The following is a 21,390-nucleotide window of genomic DNA, read 5'->3' on the forward strand; positions in this document are numbered from 1 at the left end:
TCCGCAACTTGCGGAGGTTCCGGAGCGCAGGCCATGCCGGTCGCAGCAGGGGTTCAACGCGACGCGGCCATGGCTGCGGGGCCCGGCGCGGCGTCGACGTTTGGCCCTGCTTCGGCGGGCGGAATATTCCCGATCGGCTTGGGCAGGCGGCGATTGTTGAACCCGTCGAGTCATTCGAGCGTTGCAAAGGCGACGGCCTCGAAGCCGCGCCACGGGCCGCGACGATAGAGGACCTCGGCCTTGAAGATGTGGGGGGCATGGCCCCGGTGGGCCGCACAAGCCGCGAAAGGGGGGATCGTCCTGGCCACCGAAGGGTCGATGCCGACCTTGGCCAGCCGCCCGATGTCTTTGATCGACAGCGATTGCGCTCCGCGGTCGGAATGATGGACCAGCCCCGGCGCGGGGGGCGAGCCTTCTCAAGGCCTCAAACCTGCCACTGACGGAAATAGCGGCGGCCGCGCGGCGCCTCGTCAAGGAAAGCGGTGAAATGCCGCCCGACGAGATGACACGGGCGATCGCGCGTCTGTTGGGATTCCAACGTGTCGGAACCGATCTGGCGCAGGCGATCGGGGAGGTGCTGGAGAGCCTGTGACGGCCGCAAAATCAGGTTCGGTCGGACACAAGGAATCTGCCCGATGGGCTTCCTGCAGGCCCCCGCCTGAAAAGGGGGCCGGGTGCGCGATGCGGAAATCAAGATATGGAAAGGGCACCCATCGGGCGCCCAATATGTAGACCTCGGTGAGAACTCTAGTCTTTTCTACACCCTCAATGCGTCCAGTTTGCCCGGCGGTTCGTCGCGAAATTCTCGCCGTAGCCCATCGGCCGGATGTTGACCGAGCGCTTGTGACCCTCGGTCACCGTGTAGTCCAGACCCCGCGCCTTGGCGAAAGCCTCCGCCGCCGCGCGGCTGTCGAACTTCAGACGCACCTGCGCCTGGGTGTCGTCCGTGCCCGTCCAGCCCATCAGCGGGTCCAGATTGCGGGCATCGGCCTGCAGAAAATCAAGATACCAGAGCTTCGTTTTCGCCTGACCGGATTGCATGGCATTGCGGGCCGGTTGGTAGATGCGTGCGCGCATGGGATCCCCCTTTGTCTTGCCCCAGTCCTAGGCCGATCCGACAAAAAATTCAAGCTCTGCATACAATGGTGTGCAGAAGGCGACGCGACGTTGACCGATCCGGCAGGGGTTTGGGATCTGCGGGAAGGGGTGCTACCGGCCGGGCTTGGGGAGCGAGGGGTGGGGGTGGTGCCCCGGCCGGTAGCCAATCGCTGCTTGCCTGAACAATATGCGAACACGCGCGATCAAAAGCAAGCGCAAAATATCCATAAGGTCATGTTTTGCATCGAAAAAATACGTCCACGCCTTAACCTTCGCTTAACATCTGCAGCAATCCCTTGAAAGAGAACGAAAAGGGACCGACATTGGGGCGGATCAAGGAGGCCCCATGCCCCACAATACCAATGACCGCCCGACCCCGCGCCCCGAGGTTCTGACCCGTCCGAAGCTCGAAGGCGGCAAGCGATTCGTGATGAAATCGGATTTCTCGCCCGCGGGCGATCAGCCGACGGCGATTGCGGAAATATCGAAAGCCGTGCTGGCGGGCGAGCGCGATCAGGTGCTTCTGGGCGCCACCGGCACCGGCAAGACCTATACGATGGCCAAGGTGATCGAGGCGACGCAGCGCCCGGCGATCATCCTTGCCCCCAACAAGACCCTGGCCGCGCAATTATACGGCGAATTCAAGGGCTTCTTCCCCGACAACTCGGTCGAATATTTCGTGTCCTACTACGACTACTACCAGCCCGAGGCCTATGTCGCCCGCACCGACACCTATATCGAGAAGGAATCGATGATCAACGAACAGATCGACCGGATGCGCCACTCGGCCACCCGGGCGCTTCTGGAACGCGATGACGTGATCATCGTCGCCTCGGTCAGCTGCATCTACGGCATCGGCTCGGTCGAGACCTATTCGGCGATGACCCAGGATCTGACCGTCGGCAGCCTGTACGACCAGCGCAAGTTCCTTGCCGATCTGGTGGCGCAGCAATACAAGCGCCTCGATGCCGCCTTTCAGCGCGGCTCGTTCCGGGTCAAGGGCGACACGATCGATCTCTGGCCCGCCCACCTTGAGGACCGCGGCTGGCGGTTTTCCTTCTTCGGCGAGGAGCTGGAGGCGATCACCGAATTCGACCCGCTCACCGGGGCGAAGACCGACAGTTTCCAGCAGATCCGCATCTATGCGAACAGCCACTACGTCACCCCCCGCCCGACCCTGCAGCAGGCGACGAAATCGATCCGGACAGAACTGGCCTTGCGGCTGAAGCAGCTCAATGACGAAGGCAAGCTGCTCGAGGCGCAACGGCTGGAACAGCGCACCAATTTCGACCTTGAAATGCTCGAGGCGACCGGGGTTTGCAGCGGCATCGAGAATTATTCGCGCTATCTGACCGGCCGCGCCCCGGGCGAGCCGCCGCCGACGCTGTTCGAATTCATCCCCGACACGGCCATCGTCTTTGCCGACGAATCGCATGTGACCGTGCCGCAGATCGGCGGCATGTATCGCGGCGACTATCGGCGCAAGTTCACGCTGGCCGAACACGGCTTCCGGCTGCCCTCCTGCATGGACAACCGGCCGCTGAAATTCGAGGAATGGGATGCGATGCGGCCGCAATCGGTCTTCGTCTCGGCCACGCCCGCGCCCTGGGAGCTGGAACAGACCGGCGGCGTCTTCACCGAACAGGTGATCCGGCCGACGGGGCTTCTGGATCCGGAGGTGGAGATCCGCCCGGTCGAGACGCAAGTCGATGATCTGCTGGACGAAATCCGCAAGGTCGCGGCGCGCGGCCTGCGCGTTCTGGTGACCACGCTGACCAAGCGCATGGCCGAGGATCTGACCGAATATCTGCACGAACAGGGCATCCGGGTGCGCTACATGCATTCCGACATCGACACGATCGAGCGCATCGAGATCCTGCGCGATCTGCGGCTGGGCGCCTTTGACGTGCTGATCGGCATCAACCTGTTGCGCGAGGGGCTGGATATTCCCGAATGCGGGCTCGTTGCCATTCTCGATGCCGACAAGGAGGGGTTCCTGCGCTCGGAAACCTCGCTGATCCAGACCATCGGGCGGGCGGCGCGGAACGCCGACGGGCGGGTGATCATGTATGCCGACCGCATCACCGGCTCGATGAGCCGCGCCTTGAACGAGACCAACCGGCGGCGTGAAAAGCAGATCGCCTACAACCTGGAACACGGGATCACGCCGCAGACCGTGCGCAAGAATGTCGATGATGTTCTGGCCGGGCTGTGGCAGGGCGACACCGACATGTCGCGCGTCACCGCCAAGGTGGACGCCCCGCCGGTGGGCTCGAACCTGGCGGCGCATCTGGAGGCGCTGCGCACGAAGATGCGCAAGGCGGCCGAGAACCTCGAATTCGAGGAGGCGGCGCGGCTGCGCGACGAGCTGCGGCGGCTGGAGGCGGTCGAGCTGGCGGTGGCCGACGATCCGCTGGCGCGGCAATCGGCGGTCGAGGAGGCGGTCGAGGCCGCGACCCAGGCCAAGGGCCGCTCCACCGCCGGCCGGCCCGGGCAGCGCGGCGGGGTGAAACGGCCGAAGAAGCGCTAGCCCCCTGCCCTAGCGGCCGACGCTGACATAGCCCTCGAAGCCCGCCTTTTTCGCATCCCTGGCGGAATAGATGTTGCGCAGATCGGCCATGCGGGGCGTGGTCATCTTCTTTGCCAGTTTCTTCAGATCGAGGGCGCGGAATTCGTTCCACTCGGTCAGCAGCACCAGGCAATCGGCCTTCTGCGCCGCCTTGTAGGCATCGTCCATCCAATGCACGCCGGGCAGCATCTGCTGCGCCTCGCGCATGCCCTGCGGATCGACGGCGCGCACCTTCGCCCCCGCCCCGATCAGCGCGGGCACGATCGTCAAGGACGGCGCGTCGCGCATGTCATCGGTGTTGGGCTTGAAGGTAACCCCCAGAACGGTAATGGTTTTGCCATTCACCGAGCCGTCGCACAGATCGACGATCTTGTCGATCATCCGCCGCTTCACCTCGTCATTGACCTTGATCACCGTCTCGGTGATCTGCATCGGCACGGCGTGATCCTGCCCCATCCGCGCCAGCGCCTGCGTATCCTTGGGGAAGCACGAGCCGCCATAGCCCGGCCCGGCATGCAGGAACTTGTTGCCGATCCGGCCATCCAGCCCCATGCCGCGCGCCACTTCCTTGACATCGGCGCCGACCTTTTCGCACAGCCGCGCGATCTCGTTGATGAAGGTGATCTTCGTCGCCAGGAAGGCGTTGGCGGCGTATTTGATCATCTCGGCGGTTTCCAGATCGGTGTAAAGCACCGGGAATTCGCGCAGGAAGAGCGGCCGGTAGACCTCGCCCATCACCTCTTTCGCCCGCTCCGAGGAAACGCCGACCACCACCCGGTCGGGACGCATGAAATCGTCGATCGCCGCGCCCTCGCGCAGGAATTCCGGGTTCGAGGCGACGTCGAATTCCGCCTCCGGCCGGGCCTTGCGGATCACCTGTTTCACCGCGCGGTTGGTGCCGACAGGCACCGTCGATTTCGTCACCACCACAGTGTAGCCGGTCAGCGCCGCGGCGATTTCTTCGGCCGCCGCCATCACATAGCGCAGATCGGCATGGCCGTCGCCGCGCCGCGTCGGCGTGCCCACCGCGATGAAGACCGCCGCCGCGCCATCGACCGCCGCCGCCAGATCGCCGGTGAACGACAGCCGCCCCGCCGCCACGTTCTTCGCCATCAGCGCGTCCAGGCCGGGCTCGTAAATCGGCACCTCGCCCTGCAACAGGCGCTCGATCTTGGCCGGATCCTTGTCGACGCAGACCACGTCATGCCCGAAATCGGAAAAGCAGACCCCGGACACCAAACCGACATAGCCGGTGCCGATCATCGCAATCTTCATCGCAAGTCCTTTCGTCGTGACATGGCAAAATTCGATGCCCCAAGGCACGAAGTCAATCCGCCCCTTGTCAAGCCGCGGCGAAAGTTTGCAACTGGCCGGAAAACGGCGCCTTTTTGCACCCTTTGCAGAGCGCTGCAGGCGCGATGCCGCCGTGCAGCATCCAATCGCCCGCAAGGGGGTGCGAAAGTGCAACACTTTGGGGGACCCTTATGGAACCGGTCAAGAATTCCCCTTTGCATTTAGCGGCTCATATGCTTTTCTCGCCATGATGCTGCCGGGCTTGGCGGCTCTCTACAGCAATGACGGAGATTGACATGAAAAAGATCGCTACCATCGCCCTGGCCCTCGGCCTCTCGGCTTCGACCGCTTTCGCTGGCGGCTACACCGCTCCGGTCGTCGAATCGACCCCGGTCGTCGCCGGCACCTCGTCGTCGAACGCCGGCATCCTGATCCCGGCTCTGCTGCTCGTCGGCGTGGCCGTGGCCGCTTCGTCGAACTGAGTTCGACGATCAGGCTTGCCTGATACGGCCGGAAAGCGCAAGCTTTCCGGCCTTCTTCTTTGCGCCGACCGCCGCGCCGGACAGAAGACCGATCCCCCAAAGACCGATCAGACGACAAAGGGGCGCCCCGCAGGGCGCCCCTTGTCATGTCGATCCCGCGGCGTCGCGCGCGGGGTCAGTTGCGCAGCGACTGCAGGGTCAGATAGCCCAGCCGCGGCCCGATCCATTGCCGCGAGGACAGCACCGTCCCCGCCCCCGAGACGATATAGCTGTTGTCGAACTTGAAGCCGTAGCCCTCGCAATGCACGGCCACCGGCGTCCCCTCGAACCGCATCCCGGCGAAATCATAGCCGGTGGGCGCGGCGGTGCCGGTCCGGCAGTCCAGCGGCAGCGGCCGTTCCTTGCCCAGCCCGTCCAGATAACGCAGCTCGATCTTCAGCTCGGTCGTGCGCCGCCCCTGCACCGCGCCGATCAGCGGCCCGATGTCGGACGACATCAGATCGTTGCCGAAGCCGCGGGTGCCCGCCAGCACGCCGCCACGGGTGATCACCCCCTGCCCCGAGGGCGAGAGCCAGGTCCGCATGCCGTTGTTCTCGCCGCGCAGCCCGAAGACCGAGGTGGATTTCGTCGCCTCGAGCGAGACCAGCATCACCGGCCCCGGATTGGCCGCCAGCGCCTCGCGCGCGATCACCTGCGGATCGGGGGCAGCCCCCTTCGGCCCGCGATGGAGCAGCCCGCGCAGCAGCGCCTTCACCTCGGCCGTCGCCTCGCGCCCGGTTTCCAGCCGGGTCTGATCCGTGCCGCAAGCCGCAAGCCCGGCGACGAGCGCCAGCGCGGCCAGGACGGCCCGACGCCTGTTCGTCATCGCCAGAATCTCCCCCATTCGTTGTAAAGCGAGCCGGTCTGCGCGCCGTGAACGGTGTCGAACAGTCGCCCGTCGATATCCAGCCGCGCGCCGCCATCGCGTTGCAGCGGACGGATCGTCGTCTTCAGCGTGTTGACCGAAGGCTTGCCGGTGCTCCAGGCGACCGGAATGGTCAGGCGGATGCCCTTGTCGAACGAGCCCTCGCCATATTCCTCGGAAGACATGTCGGTGATCGTCGCGAAGGCGCCGACCTTCCAGCCGTTCTCGAATTCGCGGTCCAGCTCGACCGTGCCGCCCCAGTCCTGCGCCAGATAGCGGCCGACATGCAGCTCGCCGACATAGCCGCTGCCGAAATCGTAATAGGCCGAGACATGGCCGGTGGCGGTGTCATAGTCCTGAAAGCCGAAATGCTGGTCGAAGTCGCGCTGCTTCACCCAGTTCGCCTCCAGCCCCAGCGCCAGACGGCTGTCGACGGGTTTCCACAGCATCTCGCCGGAAACCCCGCCATACATCCGTTCCAGATAGCCCACCGTCACCCGCGAAAAGACATTGGGCAGCGGCTGGCCGTAATGGCTGAGCGTCAGATATTGCAGCGCCAGATCGCCCTCGCGCTGATACTCGACCAGATCCGAGCGCACATGCTGCACCTCCGAATCCGAGACCCGGGTGGAATTGTCGAGGTTGCCCACGACCTTCTGCCGGACAAGGCCCGACATCACGAACCCGGGGGCAAGTTCGAATTTCGCCGAAAGCTGGGCGCCGAAATCGGCCCGCAGCGGATTGTCGGGATCGAAGATCGAGGCCTCGGCATAGGGCATCAACCCCCAGCGGAAGCGGGGGTAAAGATCGGCGGTGCGGACCTGCGCCGGATCATGCGCGTCCGCCGCGGTGATCGTGGTCGAGGGCAGGATATCGAGCGCGCGGGTGTTTTCCAGCCGCTCCAGATCGCGGCGATGGAAGGTGACCGAGGAAATCGCCAGACCGCGCTCGACCGAGGTGATGGTGATGGTTTCAACCGAGGGCGGCAGCGCGCGGGTCGCGGTCCGGGCGGCATGGCCGATTGCCTGCGGCTGCGCGCCATAGGTCATGTTGCGGATGCGCAGCTCGGCCCGCGTCGCGGAAAGCGACATCGATTCCAGCACCTGCCCGTCCTTTTCCAGCGCCTGCGCCAGCGCGCCCTGAATCGCGGGCTGCGCGGTCGGATCCTGGCTCCAGGCGCCCGACCAGCCCAGCCGGTCGGCGGACACCGGCGGGCGCGGCTGCACCGGCAAGGGCGCACGCTCGATGCCCGAGGCGAAGGGCGGCTCTTGCGGGCTGATGGCGCGGGTGATCTGGAAGCCGAACTTGTCGCCATGCATGTAGAAGAACTGCATGTGGGTAAAGGCGCCAAGCTGGTAATCGGCACCGATGTTGACCGAGGTGCGCCGCTCCCACTCGCCATTGGGCGGGCTGTCGGCGGTTTCCTTTTCATAGGCGTCCGAGGAATATTCCGCCTTCAGCGTCAGCCGGTCGGTCATCGCGTAAGACAGGCCGAAGAAGGGCGCGATATCGCCGCGGAACCAGTTCTTGCCGTTGAACTGCCCGCCGGTCGAGCCGTAGTCATACTCGGGCCGCGTCCCCATCGAGGCGATCGAGCCATGCGAGCCAAGCCGCCCCCAGCCCAGACCGCCCGAGACCCGCAGCCGGTCGCCAAAGCTTTTCGTGGCGACGATATATTCCGAGGAATAGACCCCGGTGCCGACGAAATCGTTCATCCCCACCGCGACGGCGGGACGATAGCGCCCCTCCTCCAGCATCTGCCAGCGGATGTCGAAGGACCGGTCGTAAAGCGCGGTATAGGCGCCGGTTTCCTTGTCGTCGTCGTCCTTGACCGGCATCAGCCCGGGCACGCGCGAATAGCGGAAGGCGCCGACCAGCGAGGGGGCGATCTGAAAGGTCAGCGTCGCGCGCGAGGTGCCGTCATCAAGCACCGTCAGACCGATGCCCAATTCGCCATCGGGGAACATCTCGGCCGTGGGCATGTCGAGCACGCCGGGCATGCCGAAGGTGTTGCGCGTCTTGCCGACCAGCGGATCGGCCAGCGCGGGCGCCGCCCCCAGGGCCGCGGCAAGAACGACAAGGCTTGTGGCCGACAACCAGCGGCCAAGGCCGGATTTTCCCGGTTGCGGCATGGGCGCAATCGCAGTCTGCACGAGGATCTCCCAAATCTTTTCCCCGTTATACCCGTTTTCCGTTTCGAGACGAGAGCGAAACGCAGCGATTGTGGCAGGAATGTGGGGGAATGGCAGGAAAGCCGCAACCTGTGGGGGATGCCGCCAAGGGTGGTGGCCCGGCGGCATCGAAGCCGCCGGGCGCCGCGCTTACATGCAGGCGTCGAACAGCGCGCGGGTGTTTTCGCGCGTCATCGGGATCGGGTTGCCGCCGCAGGAGGGATCTTCCAGCGCCATCTCGGTCAGCATCTCCAGATCTTCCGGTTTCACACCCATTTTCGTCAGCGTTTCCGGGATCTTGAGCTCCGCATTCAAGGCCACCACGGCGGCGCGGAAGCCGTCAAACCCGCCCGGGATGCCGATATAGGCGGCGGCTTTCTCGATCCGCTCTTCGATGGCGGCGCGGTTGTAATCCAGCACCATCGGCATCACGCAGGCATTCGTCGTGCCGTGATGGGTGCCGTAAACCGCGCCCACGGGGTGGCTCAGCGAATGGATCGCGCCAAGGCCCTTCTGGAACGCCACCGCCCCCATCGCGGCGGCCGACATCATATGGGCGCGGGCCTCGATATCCTGCGGGTCCTTGTAGACCTTGGGCAGGTTTTCAAAGACAAGCCGCATCCCTTCCAGCGCGATGCCCTGCGACATCGGGTGGTAGAAGGGGCTGCAATAGGCCTCGAGGCAATGCGCCAGCGCGTCCATGCCGGTGCCCGCGGTGATGAAGGCGGGCATGCCCACCGTCAGCTCCGGATCGCAGATGGTGACCGCGGGCATCAGCTTCGGGTGGAAGATGATCTTCTTCTTGTGGGTGACGGAATTCGTCAAAACGCCTGCGCGGCCGACTTCGGACCCCGTCCCCGCCGTCGTCGGCACGGCGACGATCGGTGCGATCTTCGTCGCGTCCGCCCGGGTGTACCAGTCGTCCACATCCTCCAGATCCCAGACCGACAGATCCGGCCGTTGATCGGCCATCAGCGCGATCATCTTGCCCAGATCCAGCGCCGAGCCGCCGCCGAAACAGATCACCCCGTCATGGCCGCCCGCCTTGTAGACGGCGATGCCCGCGGCCATGTTGCCCTCGTTAGGGTTCGGATCGACCTCCGAGAACACCGCCCGGCCAAGCCCGCCCTTGTCCATCACATCAAGGGCTTGCGCGGTGATCGGCAGGCTGGCCAGCGCCTTGTCGGTGACCAGCAGCGGCTTCTGGATGCCCACCGCCTTGCAATGCTCGGCCAGCTCCGCGATCCGGCCGCAACCGAATTTGATCGGCGTCGGGTAGTTCCAGTTTCTGTTCGGAACGCTCATTTCGTCACCTTCTTCAGATGGTAGGATTTCGGCCGGGTGACCGAATGGTAGCCAAGGGCCGACAGCGCCGCGCCGCGGCCGGTGTCCTTGCAGCCGGTCCAGCACAAGGCCGGGTCCAGATAGTCGCAGCGGTTCAGGAAGACGGTGCCGGTCTCGATCCGCGCGCCGATGGCGGCGGCGCGCTCCACATCCTGCGTCCAGAGCGAGCAGGTCAGACCGTAAGGGCTGTCATTCATCGCGGCGATGGCTTCTTCGTCATTGGCAACCGGCATGATGCCGACGACCGGGCCGAAGCTTTCCTCGCGCATCACCCGCATTTCGTGGTTCACATTCACCAGGATCTGCGGGGCCAGATAAGCGCCGCCGTCGTCTTCCGGAAACAGCGCGGGGTCGATCAGCGCCGTCGCCCCCTCGGCGATGGCTTCGGCCACCTGCTCGCGCACCACATGGGCAAAGCGCTTGTGCGCCATCGGGCCCAGCGTCGTCGCCTGATCGAAAGGATTGCCCAGTTTCAAGGCCTTGACCCAGGCCACCGCCTTTTCGACGAAAGCGTCATACAGGCTTTCATGCACATAGATCCGCTCGATGCCGCAGCAGCATTGCCCGGCGTTGAACATCGCCCCATCCATCAGGCTGTCGACCGCCGCGTCCAGATCGGCGTCGTCCATCACATAGCCCGGATCCTTGCCACCGAGTTCAAGGCCCAGCCCGGTAAAGGTGCCCGCCGCCGCGCGTTCGATCGCAGCACCACCGCCCACCGAGCCGGTGAAGTTGACGAAGTTGAAGGCGCGGTTCTGCAGCAGGGATTCCGTCACATCATGCGTCAGATAGACGTTCTGGAACACGTCCTCGGGAATGCCCGCTTCGGTGAAGGCCTCGACCAGACGCTCGCCCACCAGCATGGTTTGCGTGGCGTGTTTCAGAACGACCGTGTTGCCCGCGATCAGCGCCGGAACCAACGTGTTGATCGTGGTCAGATAGGGATAGTTCCACGGCGCGATGATGAAGACGACGCCCACGGGTTCACGCGCAAGCATGCGGCGGAAGCGGTCACTGTCTTCGACCAGCGTCGGCGCCAGCGTCTTGCCCGCGATCTCGGCCATGTAATTCGTGCGCTCGTTCACGCCGCCGAATTCGCCGCCAAAGCGCGTCGGGCGGCCCATCTGCCAGGCCAGCTCCTCGACCACGCGGTCTTTCATGTCATTGAGCCGCGCCACCCCGGCCTTGACCAGCGCGATGCGGTCTTCAAGCGGACGCGCCGCCCAATCGGCCTGCGCCGCCCGGGCGCGCGCGGCAACCGCCTCGGCCTCGGCCAGCGACAGCGCCGGGCGCTCTGCATAAACCCGCCCATCCACCGGCGAGATACATTGGATCATCTTCGTCATGTCGACCTTCCTTTGGGGCGCCGTCGCCCCCGTGAACCCGTTACGCCCGCTCGAAGCCGCGGTGCCGTTCCCAATCGGTCACGACGCGCAGGCTTTCCTCGATCTCCCAGCGCGCGGCGTGATAATAGTGTTCCACCACATCTGCCCCCAGCGCCTGCGCGAGGAAAGCGGAATCCTTCAGCGCCTCGGCCGCCTCGATCAGCGAGCGCGGCACCTCGGGCGCGGTCTCGGACTGATAGAGATCGCCGTTCACCGGGTTGCCCGGATCGAGCATCTGTTCGATCCCTTCAAGCCCCGCCGCCAGAAGCGCCGCACAGGCCAGATAGGGGTTCAGATCGGCGCCGCCGATGCGGCATTCGACGCGGACGGATTTGGTGTTCTCGCCACAGATGCGATAGCCCGCGGTGCGGTTGTCCAGCGACCAGACCGCCTTTGTCGGCGCGAACATGCCGACGCAGAAGCGCTTGTAACTGTTGACATAGGGCGCCAGAAAGACCGAAATCTCGCGCGAAAACGCCAGCTGCCCGGCGAGGAAATGCCGCATCACCGCGCTCATGCCATGTTCGGCGGCAGGATCGTGAAAGGCGTTTTGGCCATCCTTCCAGAGCGACTGGTGAATGTGGCTCGACGACCCCGCCTTGCGGTGATCGTATTTCGCCATGAAGGTCACGCTGGCGCCGTGTTGTTGCGCGATTTCCTTCACCCCAAGCTTGATCAGGCTGTGCATGTCGGCGGTGTCAAGCGCGTCGGAATATTTCGCGTTGATCTCTTCCTGACCGGCCTCGGCCTCGCCCTTCGAGCATTCGATCGGGATCCCCGCGCCGTAAAGCTTGTTGCGGATGTCGCGCATGATCTTTTCATCCCGCGCCGAGCCCATCAGGTTGTAATCGACATTGTAGCGCGCCATCGGCGTGGGCAGCGGATAGCCCGCATCGAACAGCGCCGGGAAGCTTTCCTCGAACAGGAAGAATTCCAGTTCCGTCGCCATCATCACGTCAAAGCCCATGGCTTTCGCCCGCTCGATCTGCCGCTTCAAGACCGTGCGCGGCGCATGGGCGACCGGCGCATGGGTGTGATGGTCAAGCAGATCGCACATCACCAAAGCCGTGCCCGGGGCCCAGGGAATGGTGCGCAAGGTCGCCATGTCGGGCTTCATCACATAGTCGCCATAGCCGCGCGACCAGCTTGACGCCTTGTAGCCCGGCACGGTGATCATCTCCATGTCGGTGGCCAGCAGATAGTTGCAGCAATGCGTTTCCTCATGCGCGCTTTCGAGGAAATGCGCGGCATGGAAGCGCTTGCCCTGCAATCGGCCCTGCATGTCGCAGAGGCAGGTGATGACGGTGTCGATCTCGCCGCTGGCAACGGCTTTCTTCAGCGCGGCAAAGGTCAGGTTTGCGGGCATCTCTCTCTCCTCCTCGGGCGGGGAAAGGCCGGGGCTGCCCCCGGCCCCACCGATCAGTAGCGATAGGGCACGCCGGCCTTGACCATCGTGTCGTTGTATTTCTTGATGATCTCGACCACCTTTGCCTTGAGCGGGCTTTCCGCGGCGATCTCGTCCCAGAACTTCGTCGCGGCCTCCTCGATCTTCGCGTAATCCTCGGGCGGAAGCGAGGTCAGCGTCATGTCGGCGCCCTCGACGCGCAGCTTGGCTTCGCCCGCCCAATACCACCATTGGCGGCGGTAATGCGACTGGTCGAAACAGGTCTGCATCAACGCCTGCAGATGCGGCGGCAGGGCATTCCAGCGCTCCATATTGGCGAAGAAATGCCCGATCCAGGCGCCCGAGATGTTGTTGGTCAGGAAATAGGGCGCGACCTTCGACCAGCCCGAGGTGTAATCCTCGGTGATGCCCGACCAGGCCAGACCATCGAGCTCGCCCGTCTGCAGCGCCACTTCGACATCCTCCCAGGGCAGCGTCACCGGGATGACGCCGAATTGCGCCAGGAAGCGCCCCGCCGTCGGGAAGGTGAAGACGCGCTTGCCCGAAAGGTCAGCGAGCGACTTCACCGGCTCCTTCATGTTGAAGTTGCACGGATCCCAGGACCCCGCCGAGATATGCTTGATGCCGACCTTGGCGTATTCTTCCTTCCAGATCTGATCGAGCCCCCATTCGTTGAACAGCGCGGGCACATCGAGCGAATAGCGCAGCGCAAGCGGGAAATAGCCGCCAAAGACCGTCACCTCGGTCGGGCTGGCCATGCTGTCATCATCCGACTGCACCGCATCGATGGTGCCGTTCTGCATCGCGCGGAACAGCTCGCCCGTCGGCACCAGCTGGTCCGAGGTGTAAAGCTCGATCTCCATCTGGCCATTGGCGATGGTGTTGAAGGCGTCGATCGCCGGTTTCACCACCTGCTCGGCCAGCACCGTGCCGGCATAGGTCTGCAACCGCCACTTGATCGGCGCCGATTGCGCCAGCGCCGGGGTCGCAAGACCCGCCGCAACACCCATCGCGCCGGTGGTGAGGAACGTCCGTCTGGTCGTCATTTCTCTCTCCTTGTTGCGTTGATGCCCCATTTTCGGGGTCGTTCGTGTCAGCGCCCCAGCATCGCCTGCGGCAGCCAGAGCGCGATTTGCGGAAACACCATGATCAGCACAAGCGTCAGCAGCATCACCAGAACGAAGGGCCAGACCGAGCGGTAGATCACCGGCAGCGTATATTCGGGCGGCGCCAGCGCCTTCATCAGGAACAGGTTATAGCCAAAGGGCGGCGTGAGGTAAGCGATCTGACAGGTGATGGTATAAAGCACGCCATACCAGATCAGATCGAAGCCGAGCGCCTTGGCAAGGCTGACATAAACCGGCGCGACGATGACCAGCATCGCGGTATCGTCCAGAAACATCCCCATGATCAGGAAGCTGACCTGCATCAGCACGAGGATCTGCCAGGGCTCCAGCGCCAGATCCTTGGTGAAGAAGGTCTGGATCGAGCGCCCGGCGCCCAGGCCATCGAAGACCGCGCCGAAACTCAGCGCCGCGGTGATGATCATCATGAACATCACGGTGATCAGCAGCGTCTGTTTCGTCGCGGTTTCCAGCACAGGCCAGCTCATCCGGCCCTTCGCCCAGGCGACCAGCACGGTGGCCGCGACGCCGATCACCGAGGTCTCGGTCAGGCTGGCCCAGCCGTTGACAAAGGGCACCATCATCGCGACGAAGATGAAGACGGGCAGCAGACCCGCCCGCAGCAGGCTGAACTTCTCGGCCCGGGTGATCGCGGCGCGTTCCTCGGCCGACATCCGCGGCGCCAGCGACGGGTTGGCCCAGGTCCGGATGACGATATAGACGATGAACAGCGCCGCCATCAAAAGCCCCGGCATGATCCCGGCCAGCCAGAGGTTCGACACCGGCTGGCGCGCGATCATCGCATAAAGCACCAGCACGACCGAGGGCGGGATCAGGATGCCAAGGCTGGAGCCCGCCTGAATCACGCCGGAAATCATCAGCTTGTCGTAGCCGCGCCGCTGCAACTCGGGCAAGGCGATGGTGGCGCCGATCGCCATGCCCGCCACCGAAAGCCCGTTCATCGCGGAAATCAGCACCATCAACAGCACGGTGCCGATGGCCAGCCCCCCCGGCAGCGGCCCGAACCAGACGTGAAACATCCGGTAGAGATCCTCGGCCAGCCGGGTTTCCGACATCACATAGCCCATGAAGACGAACATCGGCAGCGTCAAAAGCGCGGTCCATTTCATCAGCTTCATCACCGCCGAAAAGCCCATGTCGGCGCCGCCATCGCCCCAAAGCGTCAGCGCCGCGACCACGGCGACGATGCCGATGGCGCCAAAGACGCGCTGCCCGGTCAGCATCATCAACAGCATCGACGAGAACATCAGCGCGGCAATCGTGTTGTAATCCATCAGAGTTTCACTCCGCGCAGGGTGGCCACATCGCGGATCAGCAGCGAAACGGCCTGCAACAGCATCAGCCCGAAGCTCAGCGTGATGATCGACTTGATCGGCCACAGCACCGGGCGCCAGGCGGTCGGATTTCGTTCCGACATTTCAAAGGAATAGACGGTGCTGTCAAAGGCGCCATACAGCATCACGCCCAGATAGAACATCAGACAGAAGACGGTGAAGACATCGGTCAGCGCCTGTCCCTTGCGCGAGAAGCGACCATAGATCAGGTCCATCCGCACGTTCACATCGGTCTGCAACGCAAAGGGCGCGCCCAGCATGTAATAGGCGACCAGCGTGAACTGCGCCATCTCGAGCGTCCAGAGCGCCGGGACATGCACGGCCTTCGTCACCATCGAGACGATCATGATCGCCATGATGAGATAGAGCAGATACATGGCGAACCGGCCGACGCGCCGGTTCACCCCGTCAATGAAATGCACATAGGCGACAAGCACACGGGGCATCAGGCGGCCTCCTTCGTTGCACGCGGTTGCATCGGCGCCGCAGCAGGCCGGATCCGGGCGCTGCGGTCCGCCGCCGCGCATCCCGTGATGACGACCGCGCCTTTTGTCGGTTCTTTCACCCTGGCTCCCTGGTCTTGACGGCGATTCTGCGATCTCCTGTCGTGCAGGCTTGACCGGACGCAAGAAACTGTCAACTTCATTTCAGGGGAAGCAATTCTGTTACAATCTGTTCGGCAAGGGCGAACCGCCCGTGCCGCAGCGAGGTGCCCGTTTTGGCGGCAGGCAAGGCCACGATCGAGGAGCAATTGCGCCAGGCGATCGACACGATGACGCGCGCGGAACGGCAATTGGCGGGCCATGTGCTGCGGCATTATCCGGTGGCGCTGCTCGGCTCGGTCACGCAGCTGGCGCGGGCGGCGCAGGTCAGCTCGCCCACGGTGGTCCGGCTGGCGCAGAAGATGGGCTATGGCGGCTATCCGGGGCTGCAGGGGGCGGTGCGCGACGAGCTGGAAGCGCGGCTGGAAGGTCCGATCTCGAAGCACGACCGCTGGTCGGCGCAGGCGCCGAAAGCCCATGTGCTCAATCGCTTCGCCGATGCGGTGCTGGGCAATCTGCAGGCGACGCTGGCCCAGATCGACCAGCAGGATTTCGACGCGGCGGCGCATCTGATGGCGGATCCGGCGCGCAAGGTCTTTGCGACGGGGGGCCGGATCACGCTCGCTATGGCGGAATATTTCGTCACCCACATGAAGGTGATCCGCCCCGAGGTGGAACTGCTGATGCCGGTCTCGAACGCCTGGCCGCCCGCGCTGCTGGAGATGCGGCCGGGCGATGTGCTGTTGGTCTTCGACATCCGCCGCTATGAGAACAACGTGCTGCAACTGGTTGAAATGGCTTCCGAACAAGGGGCCGAGGTGGTGCTGGTCACCGACCCCTGGATCAGCCCCGCGGCGGCGCATGCGCGCTATCGGTTCTCGGTTCAGGTCGAGGTGCCCTCGGCCTGGGACAGCACGGTGGCGATCCAGCTTCTGGTCGAGACGCTGATGGCGGCGGTGCAGGATCTGACCTGGCAAAGCACCGCAGAGCGGATGGCGCGGCTGGAAGCACTTTACGAACGCGCGCGGTTCTTTCGCGGCCGCAAGTAAGAAAAGGGGGGGGGCGCTGCCCCCCTCTTGGCCTCTCGGCCAATTCACCCCCCGGGATATTTGAAGCAAGATAAATGAAAGCCGCAGATCGTGCTTTTATCTTGCCCCAAATATCCCGGGGGTGCGGGGGCAGCGCCCCCGCCCTCAGGCGCCGATCACCAGCAGATCGGCCGCATTGAGGCCGAGCGTGACCTCGGTCCCCACCTGCGGCGGCGCGGCATGGCTGTTGTTGAACGTGTCAAAGGCGATCGGCTGGCCCGCCAGATCGGCGCGCAGCCGGATCACCGAGCCGAGGAAATCGACCTCGCGGATCGTCGCGGTCAGCCGCGTGTCGTGCGTCCCCTGCCCCAGCGTCACCGCCTCGGGGCGCAGGCCCAGCGTCACCGCGCCCGCGGGCAGCGGCCGGGCCAGGTCGATCTCGGTCGCGCCCAGCCGCACCCGGCCCCGCGCGGCGTCCAGCACCTGCACATCGAGCGTGTTCAGCGTGCCGACGAAGCCCGCGACAAAGCGGGTGGCGGGGCGGTTGTAGATGTCAAAGGGCGTGCCGACCTGATCGGCGATGCCCTCGTGCATCACCACGACCCGGTCCGACATCGAGAGCGCCTCTTCCTGGTCATGCGTCACGAAGATCGTGGTGATGCCCAATTCGCGCTGGATCGCCCGGATTTCATTGCGCAAACTGACCCGCACCTTGGCATCGAGCGCCGACAGCGGCTCATCCAAGAGCAGCACCGAGGGTTTCGGCGCCAGCGCCCGGGCCAGCGCCACGCGCTGCTGCTGCCCGCCCGAAAGCTGGAACGGATAGCGGTTGCCAAGCTCGGGCAGGCCGATCAGCGCCAGCATCTCCTCGACCCGTTTGGCGATCTGCGCCTTGGGCGTGCCCTTGACCTTGAGCCCGAAGCCGACGTTCTGCGCCACGGTCAGGTTCGGGAACAGCGCGTAAGCCTGAAACACCATGCCGATATTGCGCTGGTTCGGCTTCAGGTCCGTCACCTCCTTGCCCGCGATCGAGATCGTCCCGGTGGTCGGCGTCTCGAACCCCGCCACCATCCGCAGCACCGTGGTTTTCCCGCAGCCCGAGGGGCCGAGCAGTGAGATGAACTCGCCCTTTTCGACGGTCAGGTTGAAGTCCTTCACCACGCGCAGCGTGCCGAAGCGTTTCTCCAGATGGGTCAGCGCAAGATAGCTCATCGCGGGGCCTTGTCGTGTTTGGTGAACCGGGTGACGAGCTGGATCAGCCCCATGCAGGCCCAGGTGATGATGAAGGCGATGGTGGCGAGCGCGAAGGGCTCATAGGCGCGGTTGGCCCCCATCAGTTGCAGATAGGGCCCGAAGGCCGGGCGGTCCAGAAGCGCCGCAAGGGTGAATTCGCCCATGACGATGGCAAAGGTGACGAAGGCGCCCGAGAGCACCGAGACCAGCACATTGGGCAGGATCACCCGCGCCAGGATCGTGCCCCAGCCCGCGCCCAAGGATTGCGCGGCTTCCGTCAGGGTCGCCACGTCGATGGTGCGCAGCCCGGTGTCGATGGCGCGATACATGTAGGGCAGGCTCAACGTCGCATAGCCGAACAAAAGCAGCAGGTTGGTGCCCGATGTGGAGCCGGTCAGCGGCAGCCAGCTTGAGGTGTTGTAAAGCCGGATATAGCCGAAGACGATGACGATGGCCGGGATCACCAGCGGCAACAGCGTGACGAATTCGATCACCGGGCGCCAATGCGGCAGCTTGAGGCGCACCCAGAACGCCGTCGGCACCACCAGCACGACGCCGAAGACGATGGTCAAGACCGCCATCAGCACCGAATAGCTGAAGGTGTCGCGAAAGCGCGGATCGGCGAAGACGACACGGTAGGCCTCAAGACTGTATTCGCCGCGCGTCATCGAGAGCGAGAATTCGACAAGCCCCACCAGCGGCAGGATGAAATAGGCCATGCCCAGCAAAAAGATGGCCCAAGCGGCGGCGGTCTTCATTTCAGCCACCTTTCCGACCGCATCCGCAGCCAGATGTACAGGATGTTGGCCAGCGCGGTGATCAGGATCATGCCAAAGGCCATCGCATAGCCCAGATGCGGATTGCCCAGCACGTCGCCGCGGATCTGCGCAAACAGCATGATCGGCACGATGTTCAGGCTCGATCCCGTCAGCGCGATGGCGGTGGCGACCGCGCCAAAGGCATTGGCGAACAAAAGCGCGAAGGTGCCCAGAAGCGACGGAAACAGGATCGGCAAGGCGACCGAGGTCCAGTATTGCGTCGCGGTGGCGCCCAAGCTTTGCGCCGCCTCGCGCCATTCGCGCTTCAGCCCGTCAAGCGCGGGGGTGATGATCAGGATCATCAGCGGGATCTGAAAGAAGATATAGGTGATCGTCAGGCCCCAGAACGACAGGATGTTGAAGCCATAGGCGCGCAGGTTGATGCCGAATTCGGTGCGCAGCCAAACGGTTACAAGGCCAAGCGGCCCGAGCGTCGCCAGAAAGGCGAAGGCGAGCGGCACCCCCGCGAAGTTCGAGGCGACGCCGGAAAAGGTCAGCAGCGGCGCGCGGATGACCCGCGGCAGCCCGCCCAGCACCATCGCGGCGGCCATCAGAAAGCCGATCAGCGCGCCCAGCGCCGCCGAGGCCACGGAAATCTTGATCGAGATCCAGTAGCTCGCCAGGATCGAGGGGGTGAAGAGCCCGATCAGGTTTTCAAAGGTGAAACTGCCATCGGCGCGTTGAAAGGCGCCGATCACGATCTTCATCGTCGGCGCGATCAGGAAAAGCCCGACGAACAGCGCGAAGGGAACGAGGCCCAGCCAGGCAAGGCTCAACCGTCGGCGAGACGGGGCGGCCGGGGGGGCGGCAGAGGGGGATGTGTCGGTCACGGCGGCCCTTGGTCGAGAGCGGGAAAACCGCCCCCGGGATCCCCGGAGGCGGCGCAGATCTTTCAAGCCGATTATTGGACGTTGGCGCCCACGACCTTGTCCCAGCCCTCGGTGACGGCGGCCTTGTTGGCGGCCTGCTCGTCAAGGCTCGGGAAATAGGCCTTGGCATAGGCGTCGGCCGGGGGCAGCGCCGCCAGCAGGTCAGCCGGAACCTTGCCCGCCGCCGACATCGCGTTGAAGCGCGCCGGGTGGCAGTAGCCCTTCAGCCAGAGGTTCTGACCTTCATCCGAATAAAGGTATTCCATCCAGAGTTTCGCGGCATTCGGATGCGGCGCATGGGCCGAGATCGCCTGCACATAGACGCCCGCCAGAACGCCGGTCTGCGGCACGACCACCTCGACCGGCGGGTTGCCCTTGAGCGTGTCACGCGCCGACAGCGCGTTATAGTCCCACATCACGACGATCGGCGTGGCACCTTGCGCCAGCGTGCCCGCCTTGCCGATGACCGGCACGAAATTGCCCGCGTCGTTCATCGCCTTGAAGTAATCGAGCCCCTTGGCCCCGGCTTCGGCCCCGGCCTTGCCGCCATTGGCCAGACCCGCGGCCAGAACCGCGAGGATCGCCTGGTTCGAGGCGCGCGGATCGCCCGCCAGCGCCACCTGTCCGGCGTAATCCGATTTCAGCAGATCGGCCCAGTCGGCGGGCGGGGTCGGCACCAGATCCTTGTTCACCATGAAGGACATGACGCCATAGTAATCGCCATACCAGTAGCCGTCGGCATCCTTGATTTCGGCCGGGATCTCGTCCCAGGTCGAGACCTTGTAGGGCTGGATCAGCCCCTCTTCCTTGGCCTGCGGGCCGAACGACAGGCCGACGTCGATCACGTCGGGGGCCTGCGGGCCGGTGTTGCCCTTGTTGGCGCGAATCGCCTCCAGCTCGTCGGCCGAACCGGCGTCGGGGTTCAACTCGTTCACCTTGATGTCGGGATACTTGGCCTTGAAGCCCTCGATCACCGCCCCGTAACCACACCAGTCATGCGGCAGCGCGATCGTCGTCAGCTGACCCTCGGCCTTGGCGGCAGCTTCGATCGCGGCCAGATCCTCGGCGTGAACAAGCGCCGTCGTGGCCATCAGCAAAGCCGCACCGGCAAGGACGTGCATCGGTTTCATCTGTCTCTCTCCCCGTTATCGGAAGGTTGGGCCCACTATGGGCACCAGCCAGCACCTAGGCGCGTTCTGTGACAGTCTGTTGACAGCCAGGCCCCCGGCGGTCGGTCGTGGCCGACAGCGAAAGACTTGCCCGAAAACCAGCCGCTTGCAACATTTCTGTTATCGATCCGTCACATTCAGCCGGAACGCGAGCTTGCCGCTGCGGCAGGTCGCGCAAGCCCTGCTGCGGGGGGTGGATTTTTCGGGCAACTGCGTCATTCTTGAACTTGAGCAAACCGAATGGGAGGATGAAATGGCCGAGATTACCAAGGATTTCACCGGGCAGACGGTGATCTGCACCTTCGAGATGACGCCCGCGACGGCGATCGAGCTGATGGAGGCGCTGCAATCGGCCTATGCCGACTGCATCAGCAAATCGGCGGGCTTCATCGGTGCGGGGCTGCACATGAACGATGCCCACACCCGCATCGCCACCTATTCGAAATGGGAAAAGCGCGGCGATTATCAGGCGATGCTGCGCAGCCCCGAGATGATCACCCGCAATCGCCACATCGCCACGCTCTGCCGCAGCTTCGAGCCGGTGATGTATGAGGTCGCGGCCGATTTCTAGGTCCGAACCGGCCCTGATTCCGGCCCGATT

General features: G+C 64.4%; 19 protein-coding genes. 5 read left to right on the forward strand and 14 right to left on the reverse strand.

Annotated elements, in window-relative coordinates:
• Positions 1-765 precede the first annotated feature (765 nt).
• Positions 766-1,077, reverse strand: a complete 312-nt coding sequence (locus tag FBT96_RS05070) for an ETC complex I subunit (RefSeq protein ID WP_136905249.1) — start codon at positions 1,075-1,077, stop codon at positions 766-768.
• Between the two features lie 367 nt (positions 1,078-1,444).
• Here FBT96_RS05070 and uvrB point away from each other — a divergent pair, with 367 nt between their 5' ends.
• Complete coding sequence (uvrB, locus tag FBT96_RS05075; protein ID WP_136905250.1) at positions 1,445-3,628, forward strand: excinuclease ABC subunit UvrB; 2,184 nt, start codon at positions 1,445-1,447, stop codon at positions 3,626-3,628.
• Positions 3,629-3,637: 9 nt separating this feature from the next.
• On the opposite strand, the gene FBT96_RS05080 is transcribed toward uvrB, so the two are convergent.
• Complete coding sequence (locus tag FBT96_RS05080; protein ID WP_136905251.1) at positions 3,638-4,942, reverse strand: UDP-glucose dehydrogenase family protein; 1,305 nt, start codon at positions 4,940-4,942, stop codon at positions 3,638-3,640.
• On the opposite strand from FBT96_RS05080, the gene FBT96_RS05085 reads away from it, so the two are divergent.
• The gene (locus FBT96_RS05085; RefSeq protein WP_136905252.1) at positions 4,920-5,255 is read left to right on the forward strand and encodes a hypothetical protein; all 336 of its coding nucleotides are present in this window, start codon (positions 4,920-4,922) and stop codon (positions 5,253-5,255) included. The two genes, FBT96_RS05080 and FBT96_RS05085, sit on opposite strands and share 23 nt — an antisense overlap.
• 1 nt (position 5,256) lies before the next feature.
• Positions 5,257-5,442 (forward strand): hypothetical protein, encoded by a 186-nt coding sequence (locus tag FBT96_RS05090; protein WP_013067107.1) that lies wholly within the window; start codon positions 5,257-5,259, stop codon positions 5,440-5,442.
• A 175-nt stretch (positions 5,443-5,617) separates the two neighbouring features.
• Here the strand turns inward: FBT96_RS05090 and FBT96_RS05095 are convergent, their stop codons facing one another.
• The 8 genes from FBT96_RS05095 to FBT96_RS05130 all read right to left on the reverse strand — a co-directional run bounded on the left by FBT96_RS05095 (position 5,618) and on the right by FBT96_RS05130 (position 15,576).
• Positions 5,618-6,307, reverse strand: a complete 690-nt coding sequence (locus tag FBT96_RS05095; protein ID WP_169583223.1) for a YjbF family lipoprotein — start codon at positions 6,305-6,307, stop codon at positions 5,618-5,620.
• Positions 6,304-8,499: a YjbH domain-containing protein gene (locus tag FBT96_RS05100; RefSeq protein WP_249306314.1), complete on the reverse strand. Its 2,196-nt coding sequence runs from the start codon at positions 8,497-8,499 to the stop codon at positions 6,304-6,306. Before FBT96_RS05100 ends, FBT96_RS05095 begins: the two co-directional genes overlap by 4 nt.
• 168 nt (positions 8,500-8,667) lie before the next feature.
• On the reverse strand, positions 8,668-9,822 hold the full coding sequence (locus FBT96_RS05105; RefSeq protein WP_136905254.1) for an iron-containing alcohol dehydrogenase: 1,155 nt from the start codon (positions 9,820-9,822) through the stop codon (positions 8,668-8,670).
• Positions 9,819-11,207 (reverse strand): aldehyde dehydrogenase family protein, encoded by a 1,389-nt coding sequence (locus tag FBT96_RS05110; protein ID WP_136905255.1) that lies wholly within the window; start codon positions 11,205-11,207, stop codon positions 9,819-9,821. Before FBT96_RS05110 ends, FBT96_RS05105 begins: the two co-directional genes overlap by 4 nt.
• A 40-nt stretch (positions 11,208-11,247) precedes the next feature.
• Complete coding sequence (locus tag FBT96_RS05115; protein WP_136905256.1) at positions 11,248-12,612, reverse strand: glutamine synthetase family protein; 1,365 nt, start codon at positions 12,610-12,612, stop codon at positions 11,248-11,250.
• A 53-nt stretch (positions 12,613-12,665) separates the two neighbouring features.
• Complete coding sequence (locus tag FBT96_RS05120; RefSeq protein WP_136905257.1) at positions 12,666-13,697, reverse strand: TRAP transporter substrate-binding protein; 1,032 nt, start codon at positions 13,695-13,697, stop codon at positions 12,666-12,668.
• Positions 13,698-13,744: 47 nt separating this feature from the next.
• A complete protein-coding gene (locus FBT96_RS05125) occupies positions 13,745-15,070 on the reverse strand; it encodes a TRAP transporter large permease (RefSeq protein ID WP_136905258.1) in 1,326 nt (441 codons plus the stop codon).
• On the reverse strand, positions 15,070-15,576 hold the full coding sequence (locus tag FBT96_RS05130; protein WP_136905259.1) for a TRAP transporter small permease subunit: 507 nt from the start codon (positions 15,574-15,576) through the stop codon (positions 15,070-15,072). The genes FBT96_RS05125 and FBT96_RS05130 overlap by 1 nt, the downstream gene beginning before the upstream one ends.
• 272 nt (positions 15,577-15,848) lie before the next feature.
• On the opposite strand from FBT96_RS05130, the gene FBT96_RS05135 reads away from it, so the two are divergent.
• Entirely contained in the window at positions 15,849-16,721 is an 873-nt protein-coding gene (locus FBT96_RS05135; RefSeq protein WP_136905260.1) for a MurR/RpiR family transcriptional regulator, read from the forward strand.
• A 144-nt stretch (positions 16,722-16,865) separates the two neighbouring features.
• On the opposite strand, the gene FBT96_RS05140 is transcribed toward FBT96_RS05135, so the two are convergent.
• The 4 genes from FBT96_RS05140 to FBT96_RS05155 all read right to left on the reverse strand — a co-directional run bounded on the left by FBT96_RS05140 (position 16,866) and on the right by FBT96_RS05155 (position 20,711).
• On the reverse strand, positions 16,866-17,912 hold the full coding sequence (locus tag FBT96_RS05140; RefSeq protein ID WP_136905261.1) for an ABC transporter ATP-binding protein: 1,047 nt from the start codon (positions 17,910-17,912) through the stop codon (positions 16,866-16,868).
• Entirely contained in the window at positions 17,909-18,691 is a 783-nt protein-coding gene (locus FBT96_RS05145) for an ABC transporter permease (protein WP_136905262.1), read from the reverse strand. Before FBT96_RS05145 ends, FBT96_RS05140 begins: the two co-directional genes overlap by 4 nt.
• Positions 18,688-19,581: an ABC transporter permease gene (locus FBT96_RS05150; RefSeq protein ID WP_136905263.1), complete on the reverse strand. Its 894-nt coding sequence runs from the start codon at positions 19,579-19,581 to the stop codon at positions 18,688-18,690. The genes FBT96_RS05145 and FBT96_RS05150 overlap by 4 nt, the downstream gene beginning before the upstream one ends.
• Before the next feature lie 71 nt (positions 19,582-19,652).
• Positions 19,653-20,711 carry an ABC transporter substrate-binding protein gene (locus FBT96_RS05155; protein WP_249306319.1) on the reverse strand — a complete coding sequence of 353 codons (1,059 nt, stop codon included), beginning with the start codon at positions 20,709-20,711 and terminating at the stop codon, positions 19,653-19,655.
• A gap of 331 nt (positions 20,712-21,042) precedes the next feature.
• Between FBT96_RS05155 and FBT96_RS05160 the strand changes: the two genes are divergently transcribed.
• Positions 21,043-21,360 carry an antibiotic biosynthesis monooxygenase gene (locus FBT96_RS05160; protein WP_136905265.1) on the forward strand — a complete coding sequence of 106 codons (318 nt, stop codon included), beginning with the start codon at positions 21,043-21,045 and terminating at the stop codon, positions 21,358-21,360.
• Positions 21,361-21,390: the final 30 nt, after the last annotated feature.

Origin of the sequence: Rhodobacter capsulatus, from assembly GCF_005144475.1 — a bacterium.
Lineage (GTDB): Bacteria > Pseudomonadota > Alphaproteobacteria > Rhodobacterales > Rhodobacteraceae > Rhodobacter > Rhodobacter capsulatus_C.

Coding starts and splice junctions, on each gene's coding strand:
- FBT96_RS05070 (WP_136905249.1), bottom strand. CDS start 1,077: ATGCGCGCACGCATCTACCAACCGGCCCGCAATGCCATGCAATCCGGT.
- uvrB (WP_136905250.1), top strand. CDS start 1,445: ATGCCCCACAATACCAATGACCGCCCGACCCCGCGCCCCGAGGTTCTG.
- FBT96_RS05080 (WP_136905251.1), bottom strand. CDS start 4,942: ATGAAGATTGCGATGATCGGCACCGGCTATGTCGGTTTGGTGTCCGGG.
- FBT96_RS05090 (WP_013067107.1), top strand. CDS start 5,257: ATGAAAAAGATCGCTACCATCGCCCTGGCCCTCGGCCTCTCGGCTTCG.
- FBT96_RS05095 (WP_169583223.1), bottom strand. CDS start 6,307: ATGACGAACAGGCGTCGGGCCGTCCTGGCCGCGCTGGCGCTCGTCGCC.
- FBT96_RS05105 (WP_136905254.1), bottom strand. CDS start 9,822: ATGAGCGTTCCGAACAGAAACTGGAACTACCCGACGCCGATCAAATTC.
- FBT96_RS05110 (WP_136905255.1), bottom strand. CDS start 11,207: ATGACGAAGATGATCCAATGTATCTCGCCGGTGGATGGGCGGGTTTAT.
- FBT96_RS05115 (WP_136905256.1), bottom strand. CDS start 12,612: ATGCCCGCAAACCTGACCTTTGCCGCGCTGAAGAAAGCCGTTGCCAGC.
- FBT96_RS05120 (WP_136905257.1), bottom strand. CDS start 13,697: ATGACGACCAGACGGACGTTCCTCACCACCGGCGCGATGGGTGTTGCG.
- FBT96_RS05125 (WP_136905258.1), bottom strand. CDS start 15,070: ATGGATTACAACACGATTGCCGCGCTGATGTTCTCGTCGATGCTGTTG.
- FBT96_RS05130 (WP_136905259.1), bottom strand. CDS start 15,576: ATGCCCCGTGTGCTTGTCGCCTATGTGCATTTCATTGACGGGGTGAAC.
- FBT96_RS05140 (WP_136905261.1), bottom strand. CDS start 17,912: ATGAGCTATCTTGCGCTGACCCATCTGGAGAAACGCTTCGGCACGCTG.
- FBT96_RS05145 (WP_136905262.1), bottom strand. CDS start 18,691: ATGAAGACCGCCGCCGCTTGGGCCATCTTTTTGCTGGGCATGGCCTAT.
- FBT96_RS05155 (WP_249306319.1), bottom strand. CDS start 20,711: ATGGCCACGACGGCGCTTGTTCACGCCGAGGATCTGGCCGCGATCGAA.
- FBT96_RS05160 (WP_136905265.1), top strand. CDS start 21,043: ATGGCCGAGATTACCAAGGATTTCACCGGGCAGACGGTGATCTGCACC.